Here is a 23,562-nt window from a genome sequence, read left to right as displayed (position 1 = left end):
GGGTCGACGTCGTCGCCTTCGACGTCGACTTCACCGAGGTCGATGGCCCCCCAGGCGATCACCCCGCCGATGTCGATCTGCAGTTTGCGCAGGGCGTCGTCCATCGTCTCGACCAGCTCGGAGAGCGAGGGCCCGGCGGCCACCTCGCCGTCCTCGGTCAGCGTGGCGACGCGGCGGCGCCGGCCGGTCACGGCCAGCTCGACCCGGTAGCCGTCCTCGCCGGACGCGGCGCCGCGGGCGATGATCCGGCGCTCGGCGAAGAAGTCTTCGATCTGTTCGACGGAGGCGAGTGTGGGATCGAGCCGGGTGATCGATCCGCTTACCGGACGCCAGATGGCCATGGGAACTCCTAACTCCTGTCGTCTGCGGCCACGCGTGGCTCGACCGCAGGTGCCTGGCCGGCCGCGCGCGGTTCGGCGGCCGCGCGCAGGCGGTCGATCTGGTAGAGGGCGATGCCGGTCGCGACGGCGGCGTTGAGCGACTCCAGGTCGGCGTCGATCGGGATGGAGGCGATCACGTCGCAGGTCTGGCGGGTCAGGCGCGCCAAGCCCTTGCCCTCCGAGCCGGTGACCAGGACGAGGGGCGCGTCGGCGAAGCCCAGGCCGTCGATGCGCGCCTGGCCGCCGGCGTCGAGGCCGACCGCGAAGTATCCGGCCTTCTTCAGTGCGCCGAGGGCGTTGACGAGATTGGGCACCCGCGCCACCGGGACGCGCGCGGCCGCGCCCGCCGAGACCTTCCACACCGCGGCGGTCACGCCCGCCGAGCGGCGTTCGGGGACGACCACTCCGTCCGCCCCGAAAGCGCTCGCCGAGCGCAGGACCGCGCCCAGGTTGTGCGGGTCGGTCACCGAGTCGAGGGCGACGATCAGCCCCGCGCGCCCGGCTCGAGGGCCCGCCCCCGCTCGTTCGACGAGGTCGTCGAGACCGGCGTACTCGTGAGGGGGCACGTCGATGGCCACCCCCTGATGGACCGCGCCGTCGGTCATGCGGTCGAGTTCGGCGCGCGAGACCTCCACGAGAGGGGCCCCCAGCGCGGTCGCGGTGCGAACGACCTCGCCCAGGCGCTCGTCGCCGGCGAGCGCCCCGGACATGAAGACCCGGGTGAGGGGGATGCCGCTGCGGACCGCCTCGACCACCGGGTTGCGCCCGACTATGAGCTCATGCCCCCGGTCGAGCTGGAGCGCGGCGCGCAGAGCCGTCCTGTGCCGCGCCTCCTCCGCCCGACGCCGTTCGGACTCGGCCTGCAGCTTGCGTTTGTGGGCGGGATGGTAGACGCGGTCCTCGGCTTTGGGGGTGGGCCCTTTGCCTTCGAGCCTGCGGCGCCCCATGCCGCCCGAGCCTCCGGCCGGGCCCTTCTTCCCCCGGGGGCGGCGGGTCATCCGGTTTCCCGACATCAGCGTCCTTCCACGTGCCAGCGAACGCCCTGGGGCGAGTCTTCGACGGCTATGCCCGCGCCGGCCAGGGCGTCGCGGACGGCGTCGGCGGTCGCCCAGTCCTTGGCCGCGCGCGCCTGGGAGCGCCGTTCGAGCATCCCCTCCACGAGGGAGGTCAAGGCCGCGTGCTCGGCGGTCGAACCGCCCGGAGCGCGCCACTGCTCGCAGAGCGGGTCCAGGCCCAGCACGTCGAGCATGGAGCGGACTTCCAGCTGGGAGCGGCGGGCGGCGTCGGCGTCGCGGGAGGCCAGGGCCGTGTTCCCGCGGGTCACGGCCTCGTGGACGACGGCCAGGGCCCCCGAGACGTTGACGTCGTCGTCCATGGCGGAGACGAATCCGGGCGGGAGCTCCTCGACGGGCAGGTGCGCGACGTCCTCGAGCGGGACCTCGCCGACCATGTCGGCGGAGCGGGTCGCGAAGCCGGAGAGCCGCTCCCAGACGGCCGCGGCTTCGGCGAGCGTCGCCGGGGAGTAGGCGACGGTCGAACGGTAGTGGACCGTGCCGAGGGCCAGGCGCAGGACGACGGGCGGGACCTCGCGCGCCACGGCCCGGACGGTGAGCGAGTTCCCGAGCGATTTGCTCATCTTCTCGCCTTCGATGGTCACCCAGGCGTTGTGCATCCAGTAGCGGGCGAAGCCGCGCCCGGCGGCGTGGGACTGGGCCTGTTCGTTCTCATGATGCGGGAAGCGCAGGTCGATGCCCCCGCCGTGGACGTCGAAGACGTCGCCGAGGTAGCGGCCGGCCATCGCCGAGCACTCCAGGTGCCAGCCGGGCCGCCCGCGGCCCCAGGGCGAGTCCCATGAGGCGGTGGCCGGTTCGCCCGGTTTCGGGGCCTTCCACAGGGCGAAGTCGTGGGGGCCGCGCTTGTCGGGCTCGGCCTCCGATTCGTCGACGGACATGTTGGCCAGCTCCTGACGGGTCAGCGAGCCGTAGTCCGGCAGGGAGGCGACGTCGAAGTACACGTTGCCCGGGTCGCCGGCGTAGGCGTGCCCGGCCTCGACGATCCGGGCGATGAGCTCGATCATGTCGGTGACGTGGCCGGTGGCGCGCGGCTCGTAGGTGGGGGGCAGGATGCCGAGCGTCCGGTAGGCCTCGGAGAACTCGTTCTCGTGCCGGTAGGCCCACGCCCACCACGGCCACCCCGCTCGCGCGGATTTGTCGAGGATTTTGTCGTCGATGTCGGTGACGTTGCGGACCGTGCGCACCTCGTAGCCCGAGCGTCGCAGCCAGCGGGCGAAGACGTCGAAGGCGAGGGCGGAGCGCATGTGCCCGATGTGGGGCGAGCCCTGGACCGTCGCGCCGCACAGGTATATCCCCACCTGGCCGGCGACGAGGGGTTGGAAGTCGCGCAGGGAGCGGGTCGCGGAATCGTAGATCTTCAAGCTCACGCCAGTAAGCCTATCGAATGCGGGCCGGCCCGAGTCCAGGGCGCTCCACAGGGCAGGACGCAACCTCATCGATACGGCTTCGCACCCCGGCTTCGCACCCCGGCGCCCTGCGAGGCGGATAGGGGCGCTGGTGCCGGGGACGGATCGGCCAAGGCCCGCGAGACGGAACGCTCCTGCCCTCCTTGCGCCCGGATCGGGAGGCGACTCGAACCGGAGGAGGCCGCCCTCCGCGGCGTTCTCGCGATGCGGAGGGTTTCGCCCGGGCAGCTACGGAGCCGTAAGGTATGTGGCATGTCTACCCAGAATGCTTCGGACGCCGCGGTCGCCGGCGACCGCCACGGCGACCCGCGCCCTGACGAGGCGTCGCCCTCCCGCGCCGGGTCGACGCCCGCCGGCCGGCAGGGCTTCCTCACGAAGAGGGTGATGGCCTGGGCTGCGTGGGACGTGGGCTCGTCCAGCTTCGACGCGGTCGTCGTGACCTTCGTCTTCTCGGTGTACCTGACCAAGCCGGAGATCTTCGGGCCGTCGGCCAACGCCGACCTCGGCTGGACGACGGCCGTGGCCGGCCTCCTCGTGGCGTTGGTCGCCCCGGCCGTCGGGCAGTGGACGGACCGCACCGGCAAATCCCGGACCGTGCTGGCCGTCTCGACCGTCGGCGTCATCGCCGCGATGGCCGCCCTGTTCTTCGTCGAACCGGGCGAGGGCTATCTGTGGCTCGGGCTCACCCTTCTGGCTCTGGGCAATTTCATCTTCGAGACGGGAACCGTCGTGTACAACTCGATGGTCAACGACATCGCCACGCCGTCGACCGTGGGCCGGGTCTCCGGCTTCGGCTGGGGCATGGGGTATCTCGGGAGCATCGTGCTGCTGGCCGTTCTCCTGGTGTGCTTCATCAATCCGGACCCCGGGCTGTTCGGGGTCACCCACGAGGACGCCCTGCACATCCGCGTGTCGATGGTGGTGTGCGCTGCGTGGATGCTCGTGTTCACGCTGCCGATCCTGGTGCTGTCGCGCAACCGCGCCCCGACGGGCGCCCCGTCCCGCGGCGTGTTCGGCGCCTACGCCGACCTCGTCCGCTCGGTCAGGCGGCTGTGGGCGACCGATCGCTCCGTCGTGTGGTTCCTGGTCTCCTCGGCGGTCTTCCGCGACGGACTGGCCGGGATCTTCGCCTTCGGCGGCGTGCTGGCCGGCGTCGCCTTCGGCTTCTCCGAGTCCATGGTCCTGGCCTTCGGAGTGGCGGCGAACCTCGTGGCGGGCCTGGCCACGGTGGCCTTCGGCCAGGTCGATGACAGGGTCGGCTCGCGCAAAGTGATCGTCGGCTCCCTTGTGGCCATGTGCTCGCTCGGGCTCGTCGTGTTCCTCGGCAAGCCCCTCGGGCCGGCGACGTTCTGGATCTTCGGCCTGGCGCTGTGCGTCTTCGTCGGTCCGGTGCAGGCGGCGTCGCGCAGCTATCTGGCCCGCATCACGCCGAGGGGATCCGAGGGGGAGATGTTCGGTCTGTACGCCACGACGGGCCGCGCCGTCTCCTTCCTGGCGCCCTTCATGTACTCCTCGGCGATCACACTCGCCCACGCGGTCAGCGGCAAGCCGAAGGACGACGTGGCGATCTTCGGCATCCTCGGCCTCGTCGCGGTCCTGCTGGCGGGCCTCTTCGCCTTCCTGCCCGTCAAGGCGCAGGCGGCCCAGGCGCGCGACGACGGCGATCGGGCCCGCTGACGGATCGAGCCCGCTGACGGGTGGCTCTCTCGATCCCAAGCGGATCGAGCCCGCTGACGGGGGCTCGCGAGCCTGACGGTCGGGGACCGTCGCGATGACGCTCAGCCGCGGCGGATCAGGGCCGTCGCGATGGCGGCGATCCCTTCGCCGCGGCCGGTGAACCCCAGGCGGTCGGTTGTCGTGGCGCTCACCGCCACGGGCGCTCCGACGGCGGCGCTCATCGCCGCTTCCGCCTCAATCCTGCGCGGGGCGAAGCGCGGGCGCTGGCCGATGATTTGAACGGACACGTTCGCAACGTCCCAGCCAGCGGCGCGCACGAGCCTGACGGACTCGGCGAGGAGCGCCGCGCCCGAGGCGCCGGCCCATTCGGGCCGCTCGGTGCCGAAGGCCGTGCCCAGGTCGCCGGCGCCCGCCGGGATGAGTATGGCGTCGCAGGCGGCGTGTGCGGCGACGTCGGCGTCCGAGTGTCCCTCCAGCCCTCGCTCCCTCGGCCATCGGAGGCAGGCCAGGTGGAGGGGGCGGCCGGCCTCGGTGCTGTAGGCGTGCACGTCCACGCCGGTTCCGACACGAAAGTCCATGATGCAAGCCTAGCTTCGGGTTCGGCCGCATTCGCCCGAACCCGACCGGCCGGCAGTCCGATCGCCTGCCAGCCCGGCGGATCCGGGTGGATCCGGCGGGCGGGGCCGCTTGCGCAGCACCGATGGGTGCGGGTAGATCGGAGAGCGTAGCCGGGGCGTACCGGGGAGCGTAGCAGCCACGGCGGGGTGTAGCCAGAGCGTGCGCATCGCGCCGACGCCTGCGGGGCGTAGCGGCGCCGCGCCTGGGTTCGGCCGCCGGGGTTGGGCGGTGGCGTTCCCGACGGGCTAACAGAGGGCCGGGTCGGCCAGCAGCAGCTCGGCGATGCGCAGGTCGAACGGCCGGGTTATCTTCATGGCGCGCTCGCTGCCGCGGACCAGGACGACCGGGATCCCCGCGGCTTCGGCGAGTGCGGCGTCGTCGGGGGCGGCGTTCAGCTCGCTTGCGGCGCGGTCGGCGAACGCCGAGTGGGCCCGTCTGATCGCCTCGAGGGCGAAGCCCTGCGGGGTCTGCATGGCGCGCAGGGCAGAGCGGTTCAGGGTGGTCTCGACGCGTTCGATCCGGAAGTCCGAGGGGCCGTCCGGGAGGCTTGCGGGTTCGCCGAGTCCCTCGGCCGCTTCGGCTGCCGCGACCGCGGCCTGCGCATCGGAGGCCGTGATCCGCTTGATCGTGTCCGTGACGGGAAGAGCGGGGACCACCGCGGGATGCCCTCGGCGCAGCGCGGAGACGACTCGGCGGACGATCTGGGAGGGCACGAGCGGGCGGGCGGCGTCGTGGATCAGCACGTGATCCGCCGTTCCAGCGGCGTTGAGCCCTGCCGCCACGGAGGCCTGCCGCGTGATCCCTCCGGCGACGACGGCCGCCTGGATTCCGGCCGCCGTCAGAATGCCGTCGAAAAGGCGGACGTGGGCGGACGGCGCCGTCACGACGATCGAATCGACCGCCCCCGAGCCGCGTATCGCCCGGGCGGCGTGCACGAGCAGCGGCTCACCGGCCAGGTCGACCAGGGCCTTCGGGCCGCCGGTGCCCAGCCGCGTGCCCTGGCCGGCCGCGGCGATGATCGCAACGACGCTCACGGATGCGTTAGGCCACCGACTCGGCAAGGATCTCGTCGAGGAGCTCCAAGGCGTCGTCCTCGGAGACCTGGCGCGCGAGCGCGACCTCCGAGCCGAGGACCTGGCGTGCCTGGGACAGCATGCGCTTCTCCCCGGCGGACAGATGGCGGTCGGCGTCGCGGCGGGTCAGGTCGCGAACGACCTCCGCCACCTTCACGACGTCGCCCGAGGCCAGCTTCTCGGAATTCGCCTTGTAGCGGCGCGACCAGTTCGCGGGTTCCTCGATCTGCTCGGCGCGCAGCACGGTGAAGACGTGTTCGAGCTGCTGATCGTCGGACACATCCCTGACGCCGACGTCCTCGAGCATGTCGGCGGGAACCTGGATCTCAAGATCGCCTTGCATGACGCGGAGCTTGAAGTAGGTTTTCTCCACTCCGCGGATTTTGCGTGTATAGATATCCTCAATGCGTGCGGCACCGTGGTGCGGATAGACGACAGTCTCCCCAATCGTGTAACTCATGCTGGCACAATCCCCTTCAATCCGGCTACGTCCACTGGACATTCTACCATGATCGGTATACGCTCGACTCTTTTGCTAGAGTAATCACACTCGACAATCGGGGCCTCGACGGGGCGGCCCGCGCAGTACGCGAATTTCCCAGTGAATCGCATGAAAAGGCTTGAGACATTCATGAAGGCTTCGAATTCGCCGGTTCGACCTCACAGTCCCCGACTCGACCTCGCAGACGATCGGAAATGCAGGAAAGCGGTGGGGCGTCGCATTCGCGCCCCACCGCACATTCATTTCCGACCTTCAGGAAGCTCGGAATACCATCGGAATGTCACTTGCCCTGATTGGCCACCGCGGCGATCTTCGCCTCGGCCTCGGGATCGAGGTAGGTGCCGCCCTTCTTGACGGGTTTGAGGGTCTTCTCGTCGAGCTCGTAGACGAGCGGGATCCCCGTGGGGATGTTGACGCCGGCGATGTCCGCGTCGGAGATGTCGTCCAGATGCTTGACGATGGCGCGCAGCGAATTCCCGTGGGCGGCGATCAGAACCGTCTTGCCGGTCTTGACCTCCGGGACGATCGTGGACTGCCAGTACGGCAGCAGGCGCTCTAGGACGTCCTTGAGGCATTCGGTCCTGGGGATCGGCTCGCCCGCGTAGCGCGGGTCGGAGTCCTGGGAGAATTCGGAGCCGAGTTCGATCTCCGGCGGCGGCACGTCGTAGGAGCGGCGCCAGAGCATGAACTGCTCCTCGCCGTACTCGTCGCGGATCTCCTTCTTGTTCTTGCCCTGGAGCGCCCCGTAGTGGCGTTCGTTGAGGCGCCAATGCCGTTCGACGGGGATCCAGTGGCGGTCTGCGGCGTCGAGCGCCAGATTGGCCGTCATAATGGCGCGTCGCAGCATCGACGTGAAGAGCTTTTCGGGAAGCACTCCCGCTTCCTTGAGGAGCTCGCCGCCGTGGGTTGCCTCTGCGCGACCCTTTTCCGACAGCGGCACGTCGACCCATCCGGTGAAGAGGTTCTTTGCATTCCATTCGCTCTCGCCATGGCGGAGCAGTACGAGGGTGTAAGGCATAGTGCGATTTTCCCACGCCACACCGAGAAACCGCCAGCCCGTTCGTCCCATGGGCGCCCGCCGGGAAGCTTCGAGCGGCAGAGCGGGCGGCGCCTGCGACCGGCCCCGTCGGACGGCTTCGGGCCCGAGTGCCGGTTCCCTCCCGGGTCCACCCGCGCCGCGCACCGCCCCGCGTAAGCCGCCCGCGCCGCCTAATCGTCCGGCATCATCCCGATCGACGCGTTGCGACCCGCGCCGCGCACCGCCCGCCGGGTTGCCGACGAACCGCCTGGCGCGGCTACCGTATATGGAACGTACCGAAAGCCGAGCTCCCAGGCAGGCGAGGCTCCGCATGCCCAGCTCCAGAGGCGCAGGGCGCCCGCCTGGCCGGCGGGGATGAGACAGGGCGGATGCCCACGACAGGAGGACCGATGGAGGAGATGAAGGACGCGCCTTCTCCGGCGTCGCCCGCGGCGACGCACGACAGGGGCGACGCCGGATACGACAAGGGGCTCAAGCCCCGCCACATCCAGATGATCGCCATCGGGGGATCCATCGGAACGGGGCTGTTCCTCGGCGCGGGCGGGCGGCTGGCCGAGGGCGGGCCCGGCCTGGTCATCGCCTACGGAATATGCGGAGTCTTCGCCTTCCTCATGGTCCGCGCGCTCGGAGAGCTGGCGATCCGCCGCCCCTCCTCGGGGGCCTTCGTCTCCTACGCCCGCGAGTTCACGGGCGAGAAGGGCGCCTACGTCGCGGGCTGGATGTTCTTCCTCGACTGGGCGGTGACCGTCATGGCGGACATCACGGCCGTCGCCGTGTACATGCATTATTGGACGGCGTTCCAAGGCATCCCCCAGTGGATCATCGCGCTCGTCGCCCTGGCCCTGGTCTTCATCCTCAACATGCTCAGCGTCAAGATGTTCGGCGAGGCGGAATTCTGGTTCGCCGCGATCAAGGTGGCCACGATCCTCGGATTCATGGCGATCGCCATCTGGGCGATCGCCGCGGGGCACACAGTCGCCGACCACGCGCCGGGATTCCACAACATCTCCGAGCACGGCGGCCTCTTCCCCGAGGGCCTCCTCCCGGCGCTGGCGCTGATCCTCGGCGTCGTCTTCGCCTTCGGCGGCACCGAGATGGTCGGAGTGGCCGCGGGCGAGGCGAAGGAGGCGGAGAGGGTCCTGCCGAAGGCCATCAACTCGATGATCGTCCGCATCTTCGTCTTCTACGTGGGCGCCGTGGCGCTCATGACGCTGGTCCTGCCCTACACCGCGTACTCGAAGAGCGAATCCCCCTTCGTCACCTTCTTCGAGGGCATCGGCGTCGCACATGCGGGCGACGTCATCCAAGTCGTGGTCCTCACCGCGGCGCTCTCCTCCCTCAACGCCGGGCTCTACGCAACGGGCCGCACCCTGCGATCCCTGGCCGTGGCCGGCTCCGGCCCGCGCTTCGCCGTCTGCATGAACCGGCACCACGTGCCCTACGGGGCGATCATCATCACCTCGGCCCTCGGCCTCATCGGCGTGCTCCTCAACGCCGTCCTGGGAAAGGAGGCCTTCGACGTCGTCATGAACCTCGCGGGCATCGGCATCGCGGGAACGTGGGCCTCGATTCTGGTGACCCATCTCGTCTTTCTCAAACGGGTGGACGAGGGGAAGGAGACCCGCCCCGCCTACCGGATGCCGGGCGCGCCGGTGACGAACTATCTGGCCCTGGCCTTCTTCGCCGTGGTGGTCGCCTCGAACCTCACGAGCGTCCAGGGCCGGTGGACCCTCGCCCTGTTCGTCCCCGTGGTGGCGATGATGGTGGGCGGCTGGTACTACGTCCGCGGACGGGTCGACGGCACCCTCATGGACGGCGTGCTCGACGAGGCCGGCGACGGCGCCCGCGGAACCGACCACGCGCCCGAACCCGAGAACGGGGCGACGGACTGACGGGAGCCGGCGCCGTCCCGCGGCAGAGCCGGGCGACGGCGGGCATCCCGGCGGCCCCGGGGAAGGACGACATGCGCATACACGTCACGTACACGGGCGGAACCATCGGCATGGTGGACTCCCCCAACGGGCTCGTGCCCGGCGCCGACCTCAAGGGGTGGCTCCGCGCCCTGGTCGCGGGGACCGAGCTCGACGGGAAGGTGAGCCTGACGGAGCTCGATCCGCTCATCGACTCCTCGAACGCCACGCCCGAATCGTGGCAGGCGATCGTCGACGACCTGCGCGCCCACGCCGAGCGGGCGGACGCCTTCGTCGTGCTCCACGGAACCGACACCATGAGCTACTCGAGCGCGGCGCTCTCCTACGCCATGGCCGGCTTCGGCAAGCCCGTGGTCTTCACGGGCTCGCAATACCCTCTGGGCGACGTCGGCTCCGACGCGACCGCGAACGTGACGGGCGCCCTGCGGGCTGCCGCCTCCGGGCGCGCTCAGGGCGTGAGCCTCTTCTTCGGCCACCACTTGCTGGCGGGCAACCGCGTGACGAAGACCAGCTCGTGGGCCTTCGAGGGCTTCGCCTCGCCGTCGGTCCCTCCGCTCGCGCGCACGGGCGCGCCCTGGCGGTGGTATGCGCCCGCCGACCGAGCCCAGCCGGCTCTCCGGGCAGAGGCCGCCGGAGGCTTTCCGCCGGCGGACGCCGCGACGGCCGAACCCGGACCGGCCGCGGCGGTCGGGCATGCGATCGACGGCGACGCCTCCTCGAGCTCCGCCGCCCCGGGATCCGATGCGCGCGCCCCGCGCGGGGCGGCGCTCCCGGGCGGCCGCAGCAGCCAAGGCCCCCGCGTTCCCGCGCCGTATGCGCGGCACGACGTCGTCGTGCTGGACCTCGCCCCCGGCATCTCGGCCTCCCGTCTCCAGGCCCTTCTCACGCCTCGCCCGGAGGCGGTCCTGCTGCGCGCCTACGGCGTGGGCAACGTCCCGTCGGCCGAACCCGGGCTGGCCGCGGTGATCGAGCGTGCGATCGGCGACGGCGTCCCGGTGGTCGTCGCCTCCCAGTGCCACCAGGCGCAGGTCCTCCTGGGCCACTATGAGGCGGGCGACGCCGTCGCCCGGGCCGGGGCGGTCGGCGCCTGCGACATGACCCTCGAGGCCGTCTACGCCAAGATCGTCTTCCTCCTCTGCCAGGGCCTGCGCGGCGCCGACCTGGCCGCGTGGGTCGAGCGGCCGATAGCCGGCGAGCTCACGCCGCCGGCGCCGTGAAGGCCGCGGCGAGCGCCGGGCGGAGCCGAGGCTGATGCAGGCGGCGGCATGCGTCCCGGAGCCGAGCAGCGAGAGGCGGGCCTAGCGGGGTCGCCGCAGCGAGCAGCAGGAGGAGCCGAGGCTCCCGGCGAGTCGCCGGTCAGCTCGGCACGACCGCCACTTTCAGGCCCGCGCGCTGGCGCACGGCCGCGATCGCGGCGTCGATCTCGGCCAGCGGGAACCGGTGGGTCACCAGGCTCGCCACGTCGAGGGCCCCGCTGGAGAGCAGCTCCACCGCCCGGCGCACGTCGGCTCTGCGCGCGTTCGACCCGCCGGTCACCTGGAGCTCGCGGTAGTGGATGACGTTCGGCTCCATGAGGGCCGTCGATCCCTTGGGGAAACCCGCGAAGTAGTTGACCCTTCCGCCGATGGCCGCGATCTGGAGCGCCTGGTCGGCCAGGGCGGGGTCGCCCACGGCGACGACGGCCACGTCGGCCCCGCCTCCCGTCAGGCGGAGGACCTCGCGGGTCAGATCCTCGCCCTGCGCCGAAAGCGCGTGCGTCGCGCCGAGCTCGACGGCGGGGTCGAGGCGGCCCGGGCGTCCGACGGCTACGATCCGCGTGGCTCCCGCGAGCTTCGCGAGTGCGACGTGGAGCAGCCCGATCGGCCCCGTCCCCAGGACGGCGACGGAATCGCCCGGGCGCACGCGGAACTGCCGAGCTCCGTTGAGGCAGCAGCTGACGGGTTCGGCCAGCGCCAGCGTCGTGGGTTCGAGCTCGCGGGGCGCCAGCACGAGGTTTCCGCGTTCCATCGCCTCCCGCGGCACGAGGAGGTACTCGGCCATTCCGCCGTCGATCTCGTATCCGAAGAGCCGGAGGCTCTCGCACAGGTGCTCGCGGCCGGCCAGGCATCGGGCGCAGCGGCCGCAGGAGAGGACGATCGAGCACGTCGCCTGCACGCCGACGTCCACTCCCTCGACGCCATCGCCGACGGCGGCGACCCTTCCGGCGAATTCGTGGCCCATGATCACGCCGGGGCGGACCCCCGCGGTTTTGGCGCCCGAGATGATCCGCAGGTCGGTGCCGCAGATCGTGTTCGCCTCGACTTTGAGGAGGACCTCGCCCGGCCCGGGCTCAGGGCGCGGCACACGCCGCAGCGAGAGGTCGCCGACTCCGCGGAGGACGGCCGCTGTCATATCCATGGGCCAAGCCTACGGCAGCGCGAGCCCTGCAGCGCAACCGGATTGTCCCGCAGGGACGGCAACCTCCGACCTCAGGGCCGCCGAGGGCGCGGGGATCGAGGGCGCGGGCACCGAATCTGCGTCCGGGCGGGGCGGCGGAGCATGAACCCTCCGGAGATTCCGGAGGGTTCATCGGACCTGCGCCCGCGCGGGGCGGCGCCTCACGGACGATCCGAGCGTGATCGGCCGGGCATAGCCGACGTCCGGGTGGAGTTCGACTTCTCCGATCCGCGGGAGGTCGGCCGGCGCCGCGGTATCGCCCGGTCTTCGCCTCGCCGTCGTCTCCGCCACGGCGAGGGCCCGCTTGTTGTGCCGATCCCGTTTCCCTGCCTAGGATCGTAGGACCGCGGCGGTCCACCGTCACGCCTGGGCCGCCTCCATTCTGTTCCGAAAGGTACGCAATGACGCGACTAGTCAACAATCCTGCCGATTTCCCCGCAGAGTCCCTGCGAGGATTCGTCTTAGCCAACAAAAGGTACGTCAAACCCGTCTACGGAGGCGTCGTGCGCTCCACCGCCACGCCGGACGGCAAGGTCGCCGTGGTCTACGGCGGCGGGTCCGGCCACTATCCGGCCTTCGCGGGCTGGGTCGGCGTGGGCGTCGCCGACGGAGCCGTGTGCGGCAACATCTTCTCCTCCCCCTCCGGGGCGCAGGCCTACTCCGTGATGAAGGCGGCCGAGCGCGGCGCGGGGGTCCTCATGGGCTTCGGCAACTACGCCGGCGACGTCCTGCACTTCGGGCAGGCCATCGAGCGCCTGCGCTCCGAGGGGATCCAGGCGGACACCCTGGTGGTCACCGACGACATCGCCTCGGGGGCCAAGGACGAACTCGACAAGCGCCGCGGGATCGCGGGGGACTTCCCCATCTTCAAGATCGCGGGCGCCGCCGCCGAGGCGGGCAAGGACTTCGAGGAGGTCAAGCGCGTCTTCGCCAAGGCCAACGCCGCCACGAGGTCCTTCGGCGTAGCCTTCTCCGGCTGCACGCTCCCCGGCGCCGACGGCCCGCTCTTCACCGTGCCCGAAGGCAAGATGGGCATCGGCTTGGGCATCCACGGCGAGCCGGGAGTCGACGAAGCCCGCCTGGGCACCGCCGACGAGGTCGCCCGGACCCTCGTCGAGGGCCTGCTCGAGGACCGTCCCGCCGATGCGGGCGGTCGCGTGATCGCGATCGTCAACGGCCTGGGGGCCACGAAGTACGAGGAGCTCTTCGTCGTGGTCGGCAGCGTCGTCGACCGACTGGAGGCCGCGGGGGTCGAATGCGTCGACGTCGAATCCGGCGAGTTCGTCACGAGCCTGGACATGGCGGGGATCTCCCTGACGCTCGTGTGGGTGGACGACGAGCTCCTCTCCTACTGGGACGCCCCCTGCGACACCCCGGCCTACCGCAAGGGCTCGGTCGGCGACGTCCAGCGCGACGAGACCGCGTTGAACACCGAGGCGACGGCCGTGACCGTCGCGGCCAAGGGCTCGGCCGCCTCCCAGGCGGCGGCCGGAACGATCGCCGGTCTCCTCGAGGCCGTCGCCGACATGCTCGAAGCCGAGAAGGACGAGCTCGGCAAGCTCGACTCCGTCGCGGGCGACGGCGACCACGGCATCGGCATGGCCAACGGCTCGCGGGCCGCGGCCGCCGCGGCGAAGAGGCTGGTGGGCGAGGGCGCCGGAGCGAGCACGACTCTCGCCGCCGCAGGCGACGCGTGGTCGGATCGCGCCGGGGGCACGTCGGGGGCCCTGTGGGGCTCGCTGCTCACGGCGATCGGCTCGCGGCTCGGCGATCAAGACGCACCGGACGAAAAGGCCGTCGGCGAGGCCCTGGCGGCCGCGCGTGACGCCGTGCAGCGGCTCGGCGGCGCCCAGGTCGGCGACAAGACCCTCGTCGACGCCCTCGTGCCGCTCGTCGACGCCTTCCTCGCCGCCGACGGCGATCTCAAGGCCAAGGGCGAGGCCGCCGTCGCGGCCGGCGACGCCGGAGCCCGGTCCACTCGGGATCTCGTGGCCAAGCTCGGCCGGGCGCGTCCGCTCGGCCAGAAGTCCGTGGGGACTCCCGATCCCGGGGCCGTCTCCCTGGTCAAGGTCGCCGCGGTGGTCGTCGAGAGGATCTGAGGGTCCGCGTGAGAGGGTGCCCGCGGCGGACTGTCGCCGCCGTCCGCCGCGGGCCGCTCTCCCATCCCCCTCGTCGCTCCGCTCCCAGCAGCAGCCAGGCCAGGTAGACCCCTCCCAGCACCCCGGTCACCAAGCCCACCGGAATCTGGAAGGGGCTCAGCAGCCGCTGGGCCAGGAAGTCGCTGCACATGAGCAGCACGGCGCCGGTCGCCATGGCGGGCAGGATCGCGATTCCCGGCGAGCGCGCCAGGCGCCGCGAGAGTTGCGGGGCGACGAGGGCCACGAAGCCGATCGGGCCGGCTGTCGCCACGGCTACGGCGGCCAGGAAGACGCCCATGCACATGGCGAGGGTGCGCGCACGGCCGATCGAGACGCCCACTCCGGCGGCGGCTTCCTCGCCCAACTCTAGGAAGCGCAGGTCCCGCGAGCAGGCCAGCGCGGCCGGGACGAGCACCGCGGCGGCGACGGCCAGTGGAACGACGGCCTGCCAGGAGACGGCGTTGAGGCTGCCGTGCTGCCATGCCTTCACCTTTTCCGCGGCCTCGATCTCGGCCCGGCTGATGAGGTAGTCGTTCGTCGAGGAGAGCATGGCGGCCACGGCGATTCCGCCGACGATGAGCCGCTGACCCGTCCCCGCGCCCGCGCGTCCGATGAGCATGACGGCCGTGGCCGCCGCGAATCCGCCGAAGAACGTGCCCGCGACGAGTGCGGACTGCGACCCTTCGCCGGCCAGGAGGATGATGAGGATCCCGCCGGTGGCCGCGCCGGTCGTGAAGCCGATGAGGTCGGGGCTGCCCAGCGGGTTGCGCGACGTGGTCTGGAAGATCGCGCCCGAGGCCGCCAAGCAGGCTCCCACGGCCGCCGCGGCGACGACCCGGGGAAGGCGCTGCTCGAGCAGGAGGTAGGCCTCGGTGCCGGTGCGGTCTCCGGCGAGGATGCGGGCGATGCGGCCCGGGGAGATCTTATATGGGCCCGTCGTCAAAGTGGCGATGGCGACGAGGAAGGCGACCCCCAGCAGCCCGACGGCCACCGCGAGGGAGCCGCGGTGCACGAGCAGCGAGCGTCCGCCGGGCAGCGCGATCCTGCCGTATCCGGCGGGCCGGGCGCGCACGGGCGTCTGTCCCGGCCATTCCGGCTCAGTGCATTCCGACTCCGCGCGCTCCGGCTCCGCAGGCTCGTCTCCGGTTGACGCAGGCGACCCGTCCGGCGCATCCTCGTGACAGCGGGGAGTTCCCTCGCCTCCGGCTGGCAGGGGCAGCCCGGGCCGGGCGCTCATGCCGCCGCCCCGCACAGGGTTCCCGTTCCATCCCCACGCGGGGTTCGCATGGCAGTCCCGAGCGGGGGTTCCGTCGCCGCCTCGCACGGTGCCGTCATGTCGCGGCCTTTCTCACGAGAATGGCGATGAGGACGGGGGCTCCGAGGAAGGCCGTGACGATCCCGACCTCCAGCTCCCCGGATACGGCGACCCGGCCGATGACGTCAGCGGCCAGCATGAAGCAGGGCCCCGCGATGAGGGCCAACCCGAGGATCGTCCGCTGGTCGACGCCGACGAGGAGCCGGAGGATGTGCGGGATCGCCAGGCCCACGAAGCCGATGGGGCCCGACGCGGCGGTCGCCGCCCCGCACAGCAGGGTGACGGCCAGCAGGACGACGGCCCGGACTAGCCCCAGCCGTACGCCGAGCGCCTGGGCCTGTTCCTCGCCGAGCATCATCGCGTTGAGCGACGGTCCGGCGAGCAGGGCGAGCAGGCAGCCGGCGGCGAAGAAGGGCAGGAGCGGGGCGAGGATGCCGTAGCCGCGGTCCGCCAGGGAGCCGATGACCCAGAAGCGGTAGGAGTCGAAGGCCTCTTTGTCGAACATCGTGATGATCCCGGTGCACGAGCCCAGAGCCGCGCTGACGGCGGCCCCGACGAGGACGAGGTGGGCATCGCCGCTCGTCCGGCCCCGCCGCGCGCTCACGACGTAGATGAAACTCGCTGCCAGGGCCGAGCCCGCGAAGGCGAACCACACATAGTCGTCGACGTTCGTCGCCCCGAAGGCCGAGATGGCGAGGGCGACGGCGAAGGCCGCTCCCGAGTTCACCCCCAGCAGCCCGGGCTCGGCCAGCGGGTTGCGCGTCAGCGCCTGCATGGCGACTCCCGCGAGGGCGAGGCTCGCCCCGACGACGACGGTCAGCGCCGTGCGCGGCATGCGCGTCTGCCAGACGATGACGGCCTCGGGGATCTCCTGCCTGTCCCGGCCGGTGGCGGTCAGTCCGCTCCACACTTCGCCGATCGTGAGCGGTTTGGCCCCGATGGCGATGCCGACCACGGCCAGCCCGGCGAGCACGGCCAGGCCTGCGACCCCGGTGGCGATGGCGCACCTGCGCCGACGGGCGCGGTCGCGTCCCAGGGAGGCCTCGTCCACCGGCGCTTCGTCCGGCCGGGCCGACGCGTGCGCCGACCCGCCGGGCGGGAGCGGGGATACACCCTTCCCCTCGCCGGGCGGCCCGCCCCCATCGGGAGATCCCTCTTCGCCGTCGCGGGACGGTCCGTTTTCGCCGGGTGATCCGCCCCTGCCGGAAGGCGCGCCGTCGCGAGGCGGCCCGCCGACGGCGGAAGCGCGGCGGCGCACGCCGCTCGGGTGAGAAAAGGCATATCGCACCCGTACACCCTATCGGCCTCCGTTTTGATTTGGGTAGCCTTCCCTTATGAGAATACGCCTCGCACACACATTCCTCCTCGCCGGCGGCCTCGCCCTCGCCCTGTCGGGCGTGACGGCCTGCGGAAAGGACGATTCGTCGTCCTCGCCCTCCTCGACGGCCTCCACCTCGGCCAAGGGGGACGCAGTGCGCGCCGCGCCCCGGACGATCGCCGCCGGTAAGGGAAGCGGCAAGGCGGACGGCCAGTTCCCCCGGACCGTCAAGCACTTCAAGGGCGAGACGACCGTCAGCGCCCAGCCGCAGCGAGTCGTGGCCGTCTCCACGGGCCAGTCCGACGCCCTTCTGACGCTCGGGATCGCTCCGGTAGGGGTCGGTTCGCCGGACGGGACCGAGACGGTCCCCCAGTACCTCAAGGACGCCTTCCCCGACCAGGCCTCCGAGCTCCAGAAGACCGTCAGCATCGGGAGCCGCACCGAGCCGTCCGTCGAGGAGATCGCCAAGCTCAAGCCCGACCTCATCCTCGTCAACAAGGCGGGCAAGGGGGACTCCGCCGCCCTCTACAAGTCCCTGTCGGCCATCGCGCCCACCGTCGTCACCGAGGGGACCGGCGTCAACTGGAAGTCCGACTTCCTCCTTCTGGCCGATGCACTCGGCAAGCGCGACGCCGCCCAGCAGAGGCTCGACGCCTTCCACGCCTCGGCCAAGGCCTTGGCCGGGAAGGTCACGCCCAAGCAGACCGTCTCCTTCCTCAATCAGAGCGGCCAGCGCACGCGCGTCTACGGGGTGTCCTCGTTCGCCGGATCGATCGCCGAGGACGCGGGAGTCGCCCGGCCCGCGGCGCAGAGCTTCAAGGGCAAGACCTCGCGCGACATCAGCTCCGAGGAACTGGACAAGGCCGACGCCGCCTGGATCTTCTACGGCGTCAAAGGCGGGAAGAACTCCAAGCTCGAATCCCTGCCTCTGTGGAAGACGCTCACGGCTGTGAAGAACGAGCACGCCGTCGCCGTCGACAACGATCCGTTCTACCTCAACGCGGGGCCGACGGCCGCGAACCACGTCCTTTCCACGTTGAGCAAGCGCCTTGTCGGCTGACATCGCGGGCCCGGCCGTCGCGTCTGCGCCTGCGTCCGGCCCGCTCCAGGCGCAGGACGTGCGCCTGGCCTATCCGCGCTCGCAGACCGAGGTGCTGCACGGCGTCTCCGTCTCCATCGAACCGGAGGCGATGACGGCGATCATCGGCCCCAACGCGTGCGGGAAGTCCACGCTGCTCAAAACGTTCGGCAGGATCCTCCAGGCGCACGAGGGGCACACGACGCTCGGCGGCAGGCCGGTGCGCGAATACGGCGCCAAGGAATTCGCGCGGCTGGTGGGGATGCTCCCCCAGTCGGCGACGGCTCCCGCCGGCATCACCGTCGCGGATCTCGTCTCCCGCGGCCGCTACCCGCATCAAGGGCTCATGCGGCAGTGGAGCGGGCGGGACGAAGCCGCGGTGGCCGAGGCGATGGAGCGCACCGGCACGCGGGAGATCGCCGGCCGCCCGGTCGCGTCGCTGTCCGGCGGGCAGCGCCAGCGCGTCTGGATCGCGATGGTCCTCGCCCAGCAGACCGAAATCCTCCTGCTCGACGAGCCGACGACCTTCCTCGATCTGACCCATCAGATCGACGTCCTCGAACTCTGCCGGGAACTCGTCGACGGCTACGGGACGACGATCGTCGCCGTGCTGCACGACCTCAACCAGGCCGGCCGCTACGCCGATCGCATCGTCGCCATGCGCGACGGTCAGCTGGTGGCCTCGGGCACGCCCGCGGAGGTCATCACGGCGGAGACCGTGAAGGCCGTGTTCGACCTCGACTGCCGGATCATCCCCGACCCCGAGGCCGGGACTCCGCTGGTCGTCCCCAAGGCCGGAGCGCACTCGGGGCCGGTCGATCGCACGGCGGCGCCCTGAGCCCAGCCGGCCTATCCGTTCGCCGATCCTCGCCTAGCCGGCGGCTGCCCCGCCTCGCCCTCCCCGCGCCGACGGGTCACTGGGCGAAGAAGTTCTGCAAGCCGTTGTACAGGTAGACGTAGGTGTTGGAGACGGAGTGCCGGTTTCCGTCCACCACATAGTAGGTCAGGTTGCCCTCGGCGAAGCTCTTCTCCGTATAGCTGAAGGCCGAGGTCTGCCTGCGCATCTGTTGGATCTGCGAGGTCAGGCCCGCGTACAGGTCGTCCTTGGTGCCGGTGGCGGCGAAGATGAAGTAGTCGCGTTGGCTCAGCCCCGAGTCTTTGGCGATCTTGGCGAGGGTCTGGGCCCTTTCCTCGGCCGACGGCCTCCTGGCGCGCCTGCCGTCCCAGAACTCGCCGCTCATGGGGAGGAAGAACTCGAAGGAGGCGAGGTCGTGCTGGAAGACCGACCATGTCGCTCCCCCGCCGAGGGAGAAGCCGCCGAAGGCTCTGTGGCTGCGTGACGCCGCGAAGCCCTGGGGGGTCGTGTTCTCGGCATACGTGCGGTACTTCCCCTCGACCAGGGGCATGATGGCCTTCTCCAGTTCGGTGTGGAAGGCCGGGAAGGTCGAAGTGAAGCGGTCCTTTCCGCGGTCGATCTTCGGCATGACGACGATCGTCGGCTCGATGCGCCCGTCCTGGATCATGTGGTCGACCATGTGCTTGAACCCGGTGGGTTTGGACTGCGTGCCCATCCAGGTCCGCTCCGATCCGGCAGCCCCGTGCATGAGGTAGAAGACGTTGTAGCGCTGGGATGGGTTCGCGCCGTACCCGTGGGGGAGGTAGACGACGGCGCGCTTGGTGACCGTGGACCCTTCGTTCTCCGGGTCGTCCGTCCGGTACTCGACTTCTTCGAGCCGTCCCTGCCGGCTCGCCTTCTTGTAGTAGGCCTCCGGTACCTTCGTGAAAGCGAAGGCTTTGAACGACCCCTTGCCCGACAACGGAGGGGACTCCGATCCCGCGGGAAGAGACGTCGCGGCCCCCGGGCCGCCAGTGGATCCCGATCCGCTGCTCGACGCGACCCCCGAGCATCCGGCCATGGCCAGACTCACGAGCCCAGCCACCATCGCAGTGCCGATGCGTCTCATCGTGCGCTCCTCTCGCTCGTCCAGCGCGTAACCCCCGTCGCGCCGCGGCTTTCGCCCGCTCCGCGAGAGCGGACCCTCTACCCGGCGGGCGGCTCTTTCGGCGAAAGCACGCGGCGCGAAGCGCATGCTGTGGAATTTCCGGCTCATCTTGTCACGGCTCGCCGTCGCCCGTTGCGCGTTTTCGCGGAAGGGGGAAGTCGCCGCGTCGATCCACGGCCTTGACAACCGCGCTCGAGCGTGGAACCATTGTGGGCGGTTAATTGTGCCCGCCAAGGCCCCGGCAGGGGATGTCTTGGCGGGCACAGTGCTGTCCGGGCGCTGTCGCGCGATCGGCCTCACCCCGCCGCGGACCTCCCCGCCAGAGCACACCGCGCCTCCCGCACGCTCCTCTTGCCGCCAAGCTCCACCGCCGGCTCCGGCCACCCGGTTCCACCGCCGAAATCCCATCCTTCGGGCGCGCCGCGCCTCTTGCGCGCCGGCTTGCCGTCGCCTTTCGACCGAGCGCGACTGCGGCAACACCACGCCCACCGCCGGGCTAACCGTGCGACGGCCCGCCGTCATCCCGTTGCGCGTCCGACCTCCCCGGCCACCGGCGAGAGGGCGGACGAGCGTCGGAAACGCCGTCGACCGAATCCTCGCCGATCTCACCGCCAACCCGCCACCTCGAAAATCCACAGAGCGAATACGGCGCACGGGGATCCCCCGCATATTCATGCGAGGGATCCCCGTGCGCTCGGCATGGCGTCGAACACCCCGCCTCCATGCCGAAGAATGCGACATTCACGTCGCAGGCCGGCCACGCACCCAGACGTGGCCGGCCTTTCCTCACCTCTCTGGGCATTTCGACAGACGAAAGGGAACACCATGAGATTCGGAAACGACGCCATCGCGTGGGCGAGAAACCGTCTCGGCTCGCACGCCTATGACGGACTGTGCGAACGATTCGTGCGCTCAGCCTACGGCTTCGGCCCCGACTACGGAAGCGCGAAGCAGGCGTGGAACGCCGCCGGCGCCAAGCACGCCGGTGAGACGAGTCCTCCGCCGGCCGTGCCCGTGTTCTGGAATCTGACCGGACCGAACTCCGCCTACGGGCACGTGGCTCTCTCGATCGGCGGCGGGCGCGCCATCTCCACGTCGAACGAGCGCGGGTACCCGGGCGTGTGCATCATTTCGATCGCGGGGTTCACGGATCGCAGCGCGCCCTTCTTGGGCTGGGCCGAGATATACCACGGCACGCGCGTCTACACCGCATCCAAGACGACCGCCGCCTGGTACGACCGCGCCATCGACGGAGAATTCGGGGCGGCGTCGGTCACGGGACTGCAGAGGTTCCTGGCGCACCACGGCTTCTACCGGGGAGCCGTCGACGGGACCTGGGGGCCCATGACATGGGCCGCGCTTCAGCGTTGGCTGGCATCGGGCCGTTATTACACACGCGCGATCGACGGTGCAGGCGGCCCCTATACGATCCGTGCGCTACAGAATTTCCTCAAACAGACCCGGGACTATCCGGCCGACCGCCTAGTCGACGGGGTCTTCGGCGTCGAGACCAAGAAGGCCCTTCAGCGGTACCTCGCCAAAGGCGAGTGATCGCTGGGTCCGCTGGCCGGGCGCGCTAGCGGACGCCTCGCCCGCGTGGGCCGTCGGCCGGATCGCCGACGGGCGGAGAGGGACCGGCGCGCATACCCCATCCGCGTTCGGTCCCTCTGCGCCACGCTTCGACCATCCGCTGCGTCACTCCCAGTTCCGCGGCCAATGCCGCGGGGCGAGAGCCGTAGACCCGTTCCGCCAATGCGTACTCGATCGGTGAAATCAGGAGTTTCGCGGCCAGTTCGTCCACCAGATCCTCGACGTGGGACGGTTGGGGGCCGCTGTCGCCCCTGCGGGCGTGGATCGTCTCGTGAGCCAGGGCGGCCAGCTGCCCGGCCCTGGTCTGGCGGGAGTCGATCACGATGAGGCCCTCGTCGTGCCAGTAGGCCCCGGCGAGCCGATAGGGCAGGTAGACGACGTGGACGCCCATGCCGGCGAGTTCTTGGATGAGATCGTTCTCGGTCACACGACAAGGCTAGGTGTGGGCTCCGACACGGTTCAGTCGGCAGGCTCGTACGGGTCGCCGTCGCGTGGGCTCGCCGCCGGAGCGTAGTCCCGAGCCGTGACCTCGTCCAATTTGGCGAATGCCGCCTCCGCGTAGGCGGCGGGTGAGGCGGGCGTCTCCGCCCCGCCGGCGGGCTCCGCCCCTCGTGCGCTCGGCGCCTCCGCCCGCCGCACCACACGCCAAGCCGTCAACTCCAGTGCGCCGCAGAATGCGGTCAATTCGTCCACATTCAAGGGGCGCTCGCCCACCAGGGTGCCGTGCGTGCGCGTGCGCGGAATGCCCGACCGCTCCGCGAGCTGCCGGACCGACCACCCTCGCGCGCCGAGCTCCTCGCGGAGGATCGCCACGAGAGCGGCGTTCAATCGGCCGGGCTCGATCCTTCTCATCCCCATACCCGAATAGTCGCATTTCCGGACACACGACCGCAAGCGCCTTGACTTCGTCCCGAAATGCGAACACAATGGAGCTCCTCGCACGTTCGTAATTTCGGACAGCATGGCTGAAGGGGGATCGATGAGCGTCACCATGGCATCCGAGCCGAAGTAGGGCGCCCGCCCGCCGAGACGGCGGCCGCATGGCTCACCCGGCGCCGCCCGCTCCTCACTTCGTCGCGACGGATCCACCGCCGGTCGTCGATGCGGCGGAAAACCCGGGACCGGAAACCAGGCGGTGCGCATCGCGCCGTCATCCCGCCTATGAAGCACTCACCCCCATTCGCAAAGGAATCACATTGGCTGTCTCCCCAATCGTCGTGCGTTCCGCCCTCGACGAGGTCATCCGCCTCACCGCGACGCTGCCCGACCCGCACGAGTCCCTCCTCTACGTCAAAGCCGTCCCCGTCGACGCGATGCAGCGGGCCGGAGGGTCGCGGCCGCTCGACGGGCTGCCCTTCCGCCTGGAGGCCGTCCTCGACGACTGGGACGGCGGCACACCGCGGACGAGGGCCTCCATCGCCTCGTGGGCCGCGACGTGGGCCGCCTCCTGGTGCCGCTGGCGCCACGAGGACCCAGGCGTCCGCCCCGACGGCGACGCTTTAGCGTGGCTGGCCGACAACCTCGAGTGGGCCCAGGAGAACTGGCCCGCCATGGACGAGTTCGCCGAGGAACTCGGCGAAGTCCGCAGACGGCTGCGCGAAGCGCACGGGCTGGATCCCATCTCCTCCGGGCGTCCCTGCCCCGTCTGCGACGGCACACTCGTCCACGAAGTCACCGACGACGGCGTCCGCCCCGATTACGTCTGCCCTCGTTGCGGCGGCGTGCACACGGAACAAGGCCTCGCCAAGCTCGCCAGGCTCCGGCTCTGCTCGGCCGACGCGAATCTCACGCGGCGCGACGTCGCCCGCATCCTCAACGTCAGCGCCGCACGAATTCGCAAGTGGATCCATCGCGGGCAGATCGTGGAGGCCGACGGCAGGATCAGCCTGGCCGAAGCCAGGAGGCTCCGCGACGCATCCTCCTCGGCCCACCGGCCTTGACGCATCCCATGACCCACCCGGCGGCCTTGACGCGTCCGGTGCCCG

General features: G+C 70.8%; 21 protein-coding genes. 8 read left to right on the top strand and 13 right to left on the bottom strand.

Going from position 1 to position 23,562, the window contains the following annotated elements:
* From HMPREF0043_RS11365 to cysS, 3 genes are all read right to left on the bottom strand, one after another.
* A partial coding sequence (locus HMPREF0043_RS11365) for a hypothetical protein (RefSeq protein ID WP_021601123.1) occupies positions 1-341 on the bottom strand: 341 nt, incomplete at its 3' end.
* Positions 342-349: 8 nt separating this feature from the next.
* Entirely contained in the window at positions 350-1,393 is a 1,044-nt protein-coding gene (gene rlmB / locus HMPREF0043_RS01930) for a 23S rRNA (guanosine(2251)-2'-O)-methyltransferase RlmB (protein ID WP_040317626.1), read from the bottom strand.
* On the bottom strand, positions 1,393-2,820 hold the full coding sequence (gene cysS, locus HMPREF0043_RS01925) for a cysteine--tRNA ligase (RefSeq protein ID WP_040317625.1): 1,428 nt from the start codon (positions 2,818-2,820) through the stop codon (positions 1,393-1,395). Before cysS ends, rlmB begins: the two co-directional genes overlap by 1 nt.
* A gap of 291 nt (positions 2,821-3,111) precedes the next feature.
* On the opposite strand from cysS, the gene HMPREF0043_RS01920 reads away from it, so the two are divergent.
* Positions 3,112-4,536, top strand: a complete 1,425-nt coding sequence (locus HMPREF0043_RS01920; RefSeq protein ID WP_021601120.1) for an MFS transporter — start codon at positions 3,112-3,114, stop codon at positions 4,534-4,536.
* A 101-nt stretch (positions 4,537-4,637) separates the two neighbouring features.
* Here the strand turns inward: HMPREF0043_RS01920 and ispF are convergent, their stop codons facing one another.
* The 4 genes from ispF to HMPREF0043_RS01900 form a co-directional block, all read right to left on the bottom strand.
* Positions 4,638-5,114, bottom strand: coding sequence for a 2-C-methyl-D-erythritol 2,4-cyclodiphosphate synthase (ispF, locus tag HMPREF0043_RS01915; protein ID WP_021601119.1), 477 nt, complete (start codon positions 5,112-5,114; stop codon positions 4,638-4,640).
* A gap of 285 nt (positions 5,115-5,399) precedes the next feature.
* On the bottom strand, positions 5,400-6,188 hold the full coding sequence (locus tag HMPREF0043_RS01910) for an IspD/TarI family cytidylyltransferase (RefSeq protein WP_021601118.1): 789 nt from the start codon (positions 6,186-6,188) through the stop codon (positions 5,400-5,402).
* Between the two features lie 7 nt (positions 6,189-6,195).
* A complete protein-coding gene (locus HMPREF0043_RS01905) occupies positions 6,196-6,687 on the bottom strand; it encodes a CarD family transcriptional regulator (protein WP_021601117.1) in 492 nt (163 codons plus the stop codon).
* Between the two features lie 322 nt (positions 6,688-7,009).
* On the bottom strand, positions 7,010-7,747 hold the full coding sequence (locus HMPREF0043_RS01900; protein WP_021601115.1) for a phosphoglyceromutase: 738 nt from the start codon (positions 7,745-7,747) through the stop codon (positions 7,010-7,012).
* Positions 7,748-8,166: 419 nt separating this feature from the next.
* On the opposite strand from HMPREF0043_RS01900, the gene HMPREF0043_RS01895 reads away from it, so the two are divergent.
* Complete coding sequence (locus HMPREF0043_RS01895; protein WP_051317393.1) at positions 8,167-9,660, top strand: amino acid permease; 1,494 nt, start codon at positions 8,167-8,169, stop codon at positions 9,658-9,660.
* 71 nt (positions 9,661-9,731) lie between these two features.
* On the top strand, positions 9,732-10,916 hold the full coding sequence (locus HMPREF0043_RS01890) for an asparaginase (RefSeq protein ID WP_021601112.1): 1,185 nt from the start codon (positions 9,732-9,734) through the stop codon (positions 10,914-10,916).
* A 139-nt stretch (positions 10,917-11,055) separates the two neighbouring features.
* Here HMPREF0043_RS01890 and HMPREF0043_RS01885 read toward each other — a convergent pair whose 3' ends face one another.
* Positions 11,056-12,096, bottom strand: a complete 1,041-nt coding sequence (locus HMPREF0043_RS01885; protein WP_021601111.1) for an alcohol dehydrogenase catalytic domain-containing protein — start codon at positions 12,094-12,096, stop codon at positions 11,056-11,058.
* Between the two features lie 440 nt (positions 12,097-12,536).
* Here HMPREF0043_RS01885 and HMPREF0043_RS01880 point away from each other — a divergent pair, with 440 nt between their 5' ends.
* Positions 12,537-14,234 carry a dihydroxyacetone kinase family protein gene (locus HMPREF0043_RS01880; RefSeq protein ID WP_021601109.1) on the top strand — a complete coding sequence of 566 codons (1,698 nt, stop codon included), beginning with the start codon at positions 12,537-12,539 and terminating at the stop codon, positions 14,232-14,234.
* Here HMPREF0043_RS01880 and HMPREF0043_RS01875 read toward each other — a convergent pair.
* On the bottom strand, positions 14,200-15,345 hold the full coding sequence (locus tag HMPREF0043_RS01875; protein ID WP_021601108.1) for a FecCD family ABC transporter permease: 1,146 nt from the start codon (positions 15,343-15,345) through the stop codon (positions 14,200-14,202). The two genes, HMPREF0043_RS01880 and HMPREF0043_RS01875, sit on opposite strands and share 35 nt — an antisense overlap.
* 259 nt (positions 15,346-15,604) lie before the next feature.
* A complete protein-coding gene (locus HMPREF0043_RS01870) occupies positions 15,605-16,639 on the bottom strand; it encodes a FecCD family ABC transporter permease (protein WP_021601107.1) in 1,035 nt (344 codons plus the stop codon).
* Between the two features lie 283 nt (positions 16,640-16,922).
* On the opposite strand from HMPREF0043_RS01870, the gene HMPREF0043_RS01865 reads away from it, so the two are divergent.
* Both HMPREF0043_RS01865 and HMPREF0043_RS01860 read left to right on the top strand, forming a co-directional pair.
* Positions 16,923-17,966 (top strand): ABC transporter substrate-binding protein, encoded by a 1,044-nt coding sequence (locus HMPREF0043_RS01865; protein ID WP_021601106.1) that lies wholly within the window; start codon positions 16,923-16,925, stop codon positions 17,964-17,966.
* Positions 17,956-18,822, top strand: a complete 867-nt coding sequence (locus HMPREF0043_RS01860) for an ABC transporter ATP-binding protein (protein WP_021601105.1) — start codon at positions 17,956-17,958, stop codon at positions 18,820-18,822. Before HMPREF0043_RS01865 ends, HMPREF0043_RS01860 begins: the two co-directional genes overlap by 11 nt.
* 76 nt (positions 18,823-18,898) lie before the next feature.
* Here the strand turns inward: HMPREF0043_RS01860 and HMPREF0043_RS11360 are convergent, their stop codons facing one another.
* Positions 18,899-19,948 (bottom strand): alpha/beta hydrolase, encoded by a 1,050-nt coding sequence (locus HMPREF0043_RS11360; protein ID WP_198010262.1) that lies wholly within the window; start codon positions 19,946-19,948, stop codon positions 18,899-18,901.
* An 864-nt stretch (positions 19,949-20,812) separates the two neighbouring features.
* On the opposite strand from HMPREF0043_RS11360, the gene HMPREF0043_RS10065 reads away from it, so the two are divergent.
* Complete coding sequence (locus tag HMPREF0043_RS10065; RefSeq protein ID WP_021601103.1) at positions 20,813-21,538, top strand: peptidoglycan-binding domain-containing protein; 726 nt, start codon at positions 20,813-20,815, stop codon at positions 21,536-21,538.
* 25 nt (positions 21,539-21,563) lie between these two features.
* On the opposite strand, the gene HMPREF0043_RS10060 is transcribed toward HMPREF0043_RS10065, so the two are convergent.
* Positions 21,564-22,004: a hypothetical protein gene (locus HMPREF0043_RS10060; RefSeq protein WP_021601102.1), complete on the bottom strand. Its 441-nt coding sequence runs from the start codon at positions 22,002-22,004 to the stop codon at positions 21,564-21,566.
* A 32-nt stretch (positions 22,005-22,036) separates the two neighbouring features.
* Positions 22,037-22,435, bottom strand: a complete 399-nt coding sequence (locus HMPREF0043_RS01830) for a transcriptional regulator (protein ID WP_021601101.1) — start codon at positions 22,433-22,435, stop codon at positions 22,037-22,039.
* A gap of 338 nt (positions 22,436-22,773) precedes the next feature.
* On the opposite strand from HMPREF0043_RS01830, the gene HMPREF0043_RS01825 reads away from it, so the two are divergent.
* Complete coding sequence (locus HMPREF0043_RS01825; RefSeq protein ID WP_021601100.1) at positions 22,774-23,517, top strand: hypothetical protein; 744 nt, start codon at positions 22,774-22,776, stop codon at positions 23,515-23,517.
* The last annotated feature ends 45 nt before the right edge of the window (positions 23,518-23,562 follow it).

The organism is Actinobaculum sp. oral taxon 183 str. F0552, assembly GCF_000466165.1.
Taxonomy (GTDB): Bacteria; Actinomycetota; Actinomycetes; order Actinomycetales; family Actinomycetaceae; genus Peptidiphaga.
This window is presented reverse-complemented; position numbering and strand designations above follow the sequence as displayed.

Coding starts and splice junctions, on each gene's coding strand:
- rlmB (WP_040317626.1), bottom strand. CDS start 1,393: ATGTCGGGAAACCGGATGACCCGCCGCCCCCGGGGGAAGAAGGGCCCG.
- HMPREF0043_RS01920 (WP_021601120.1), top strand. CDS start 3,112: ATGTCTACCCAGAATGCTTCGGACGCCGCGGTCGCCGGCGACCGCCAC.
- ispF (WP_021601119.1), bottom strand. CDS start 5,114: ATGGACTTTCGTGTCGGAACCGGCGTGGACGTGCACGCCTACAGCACC.
- HMPREF0043_RS01905 (WP_021601117.1), bottom strand. CDS start 6,687: ATGAGTTACACGATTGGGGAGACTGTCGTCTATCCGCACCACGGTGCC.
- HMPREF0043_RS01900 (WP_021601115.1), bottom strand. CDS start 7,747: ATGCCTTACACCCTCGTACTGCTCCGCCATGGCGAGAGCGAATGGAAT.
- HMPREF0043_RS01895 (WP_051317393.1), top strand. CDS start 8,167: ATGAAGGACGCGCCTTCTCCGGCGTCGCCCGCGGCGACGCACGACAGG.
- HMPREF0043_RS01890 (WP_021601112.1), top strand. CDS start 9,732: ATGCGCATACACGTCACGTACACGGGCGGAACCATCGGCATGGTGGAC.
- HMPREF0043_RS01885 (WP_021601111.1), bottom strand. CDS start 12,096: ATGGATATGACAGCGGCCGTCCTCCGCGGAGTCGGCGACCTCTCGCTG.
- HMPREF0043_RS01880 (WP_021601109.1), top strand. CDS start 12,537: ATGACGCGACTAGTCAACAATCCTGCCGATTTCCCCGCAGAGTCCCTG.
- HMPREF0043_RS01865 (WP_021601106.1), top strand. CDS start 16,923: ATGAGAATACGCCTCGCACACACATTCCTCCTCGCCGGCGGCCTCGCC.
- HMPREF0043_RS11360 (WP_198010262.1), bottom strand. CDS start 19,948: ATGAGACGCATCGGCACTGCGATGGTGGCTGGGCTCGTGAGTCTGGCC.
- HMPREF0043_RS10065 (WP_021601103.1), top strand. CDS start 20,813: ATGAGATTCGGAAACGACGCCATCGCGTGGGCGAGAAACCGTCTCGGC.
- HMPREF0043_RS01830 (WP_021601101.1), bottom strand. CDS start 22,435: ATGGGGATGAGAAGGATCGAGCCCGGCCGATTGAACGCCGCTCTCGTG.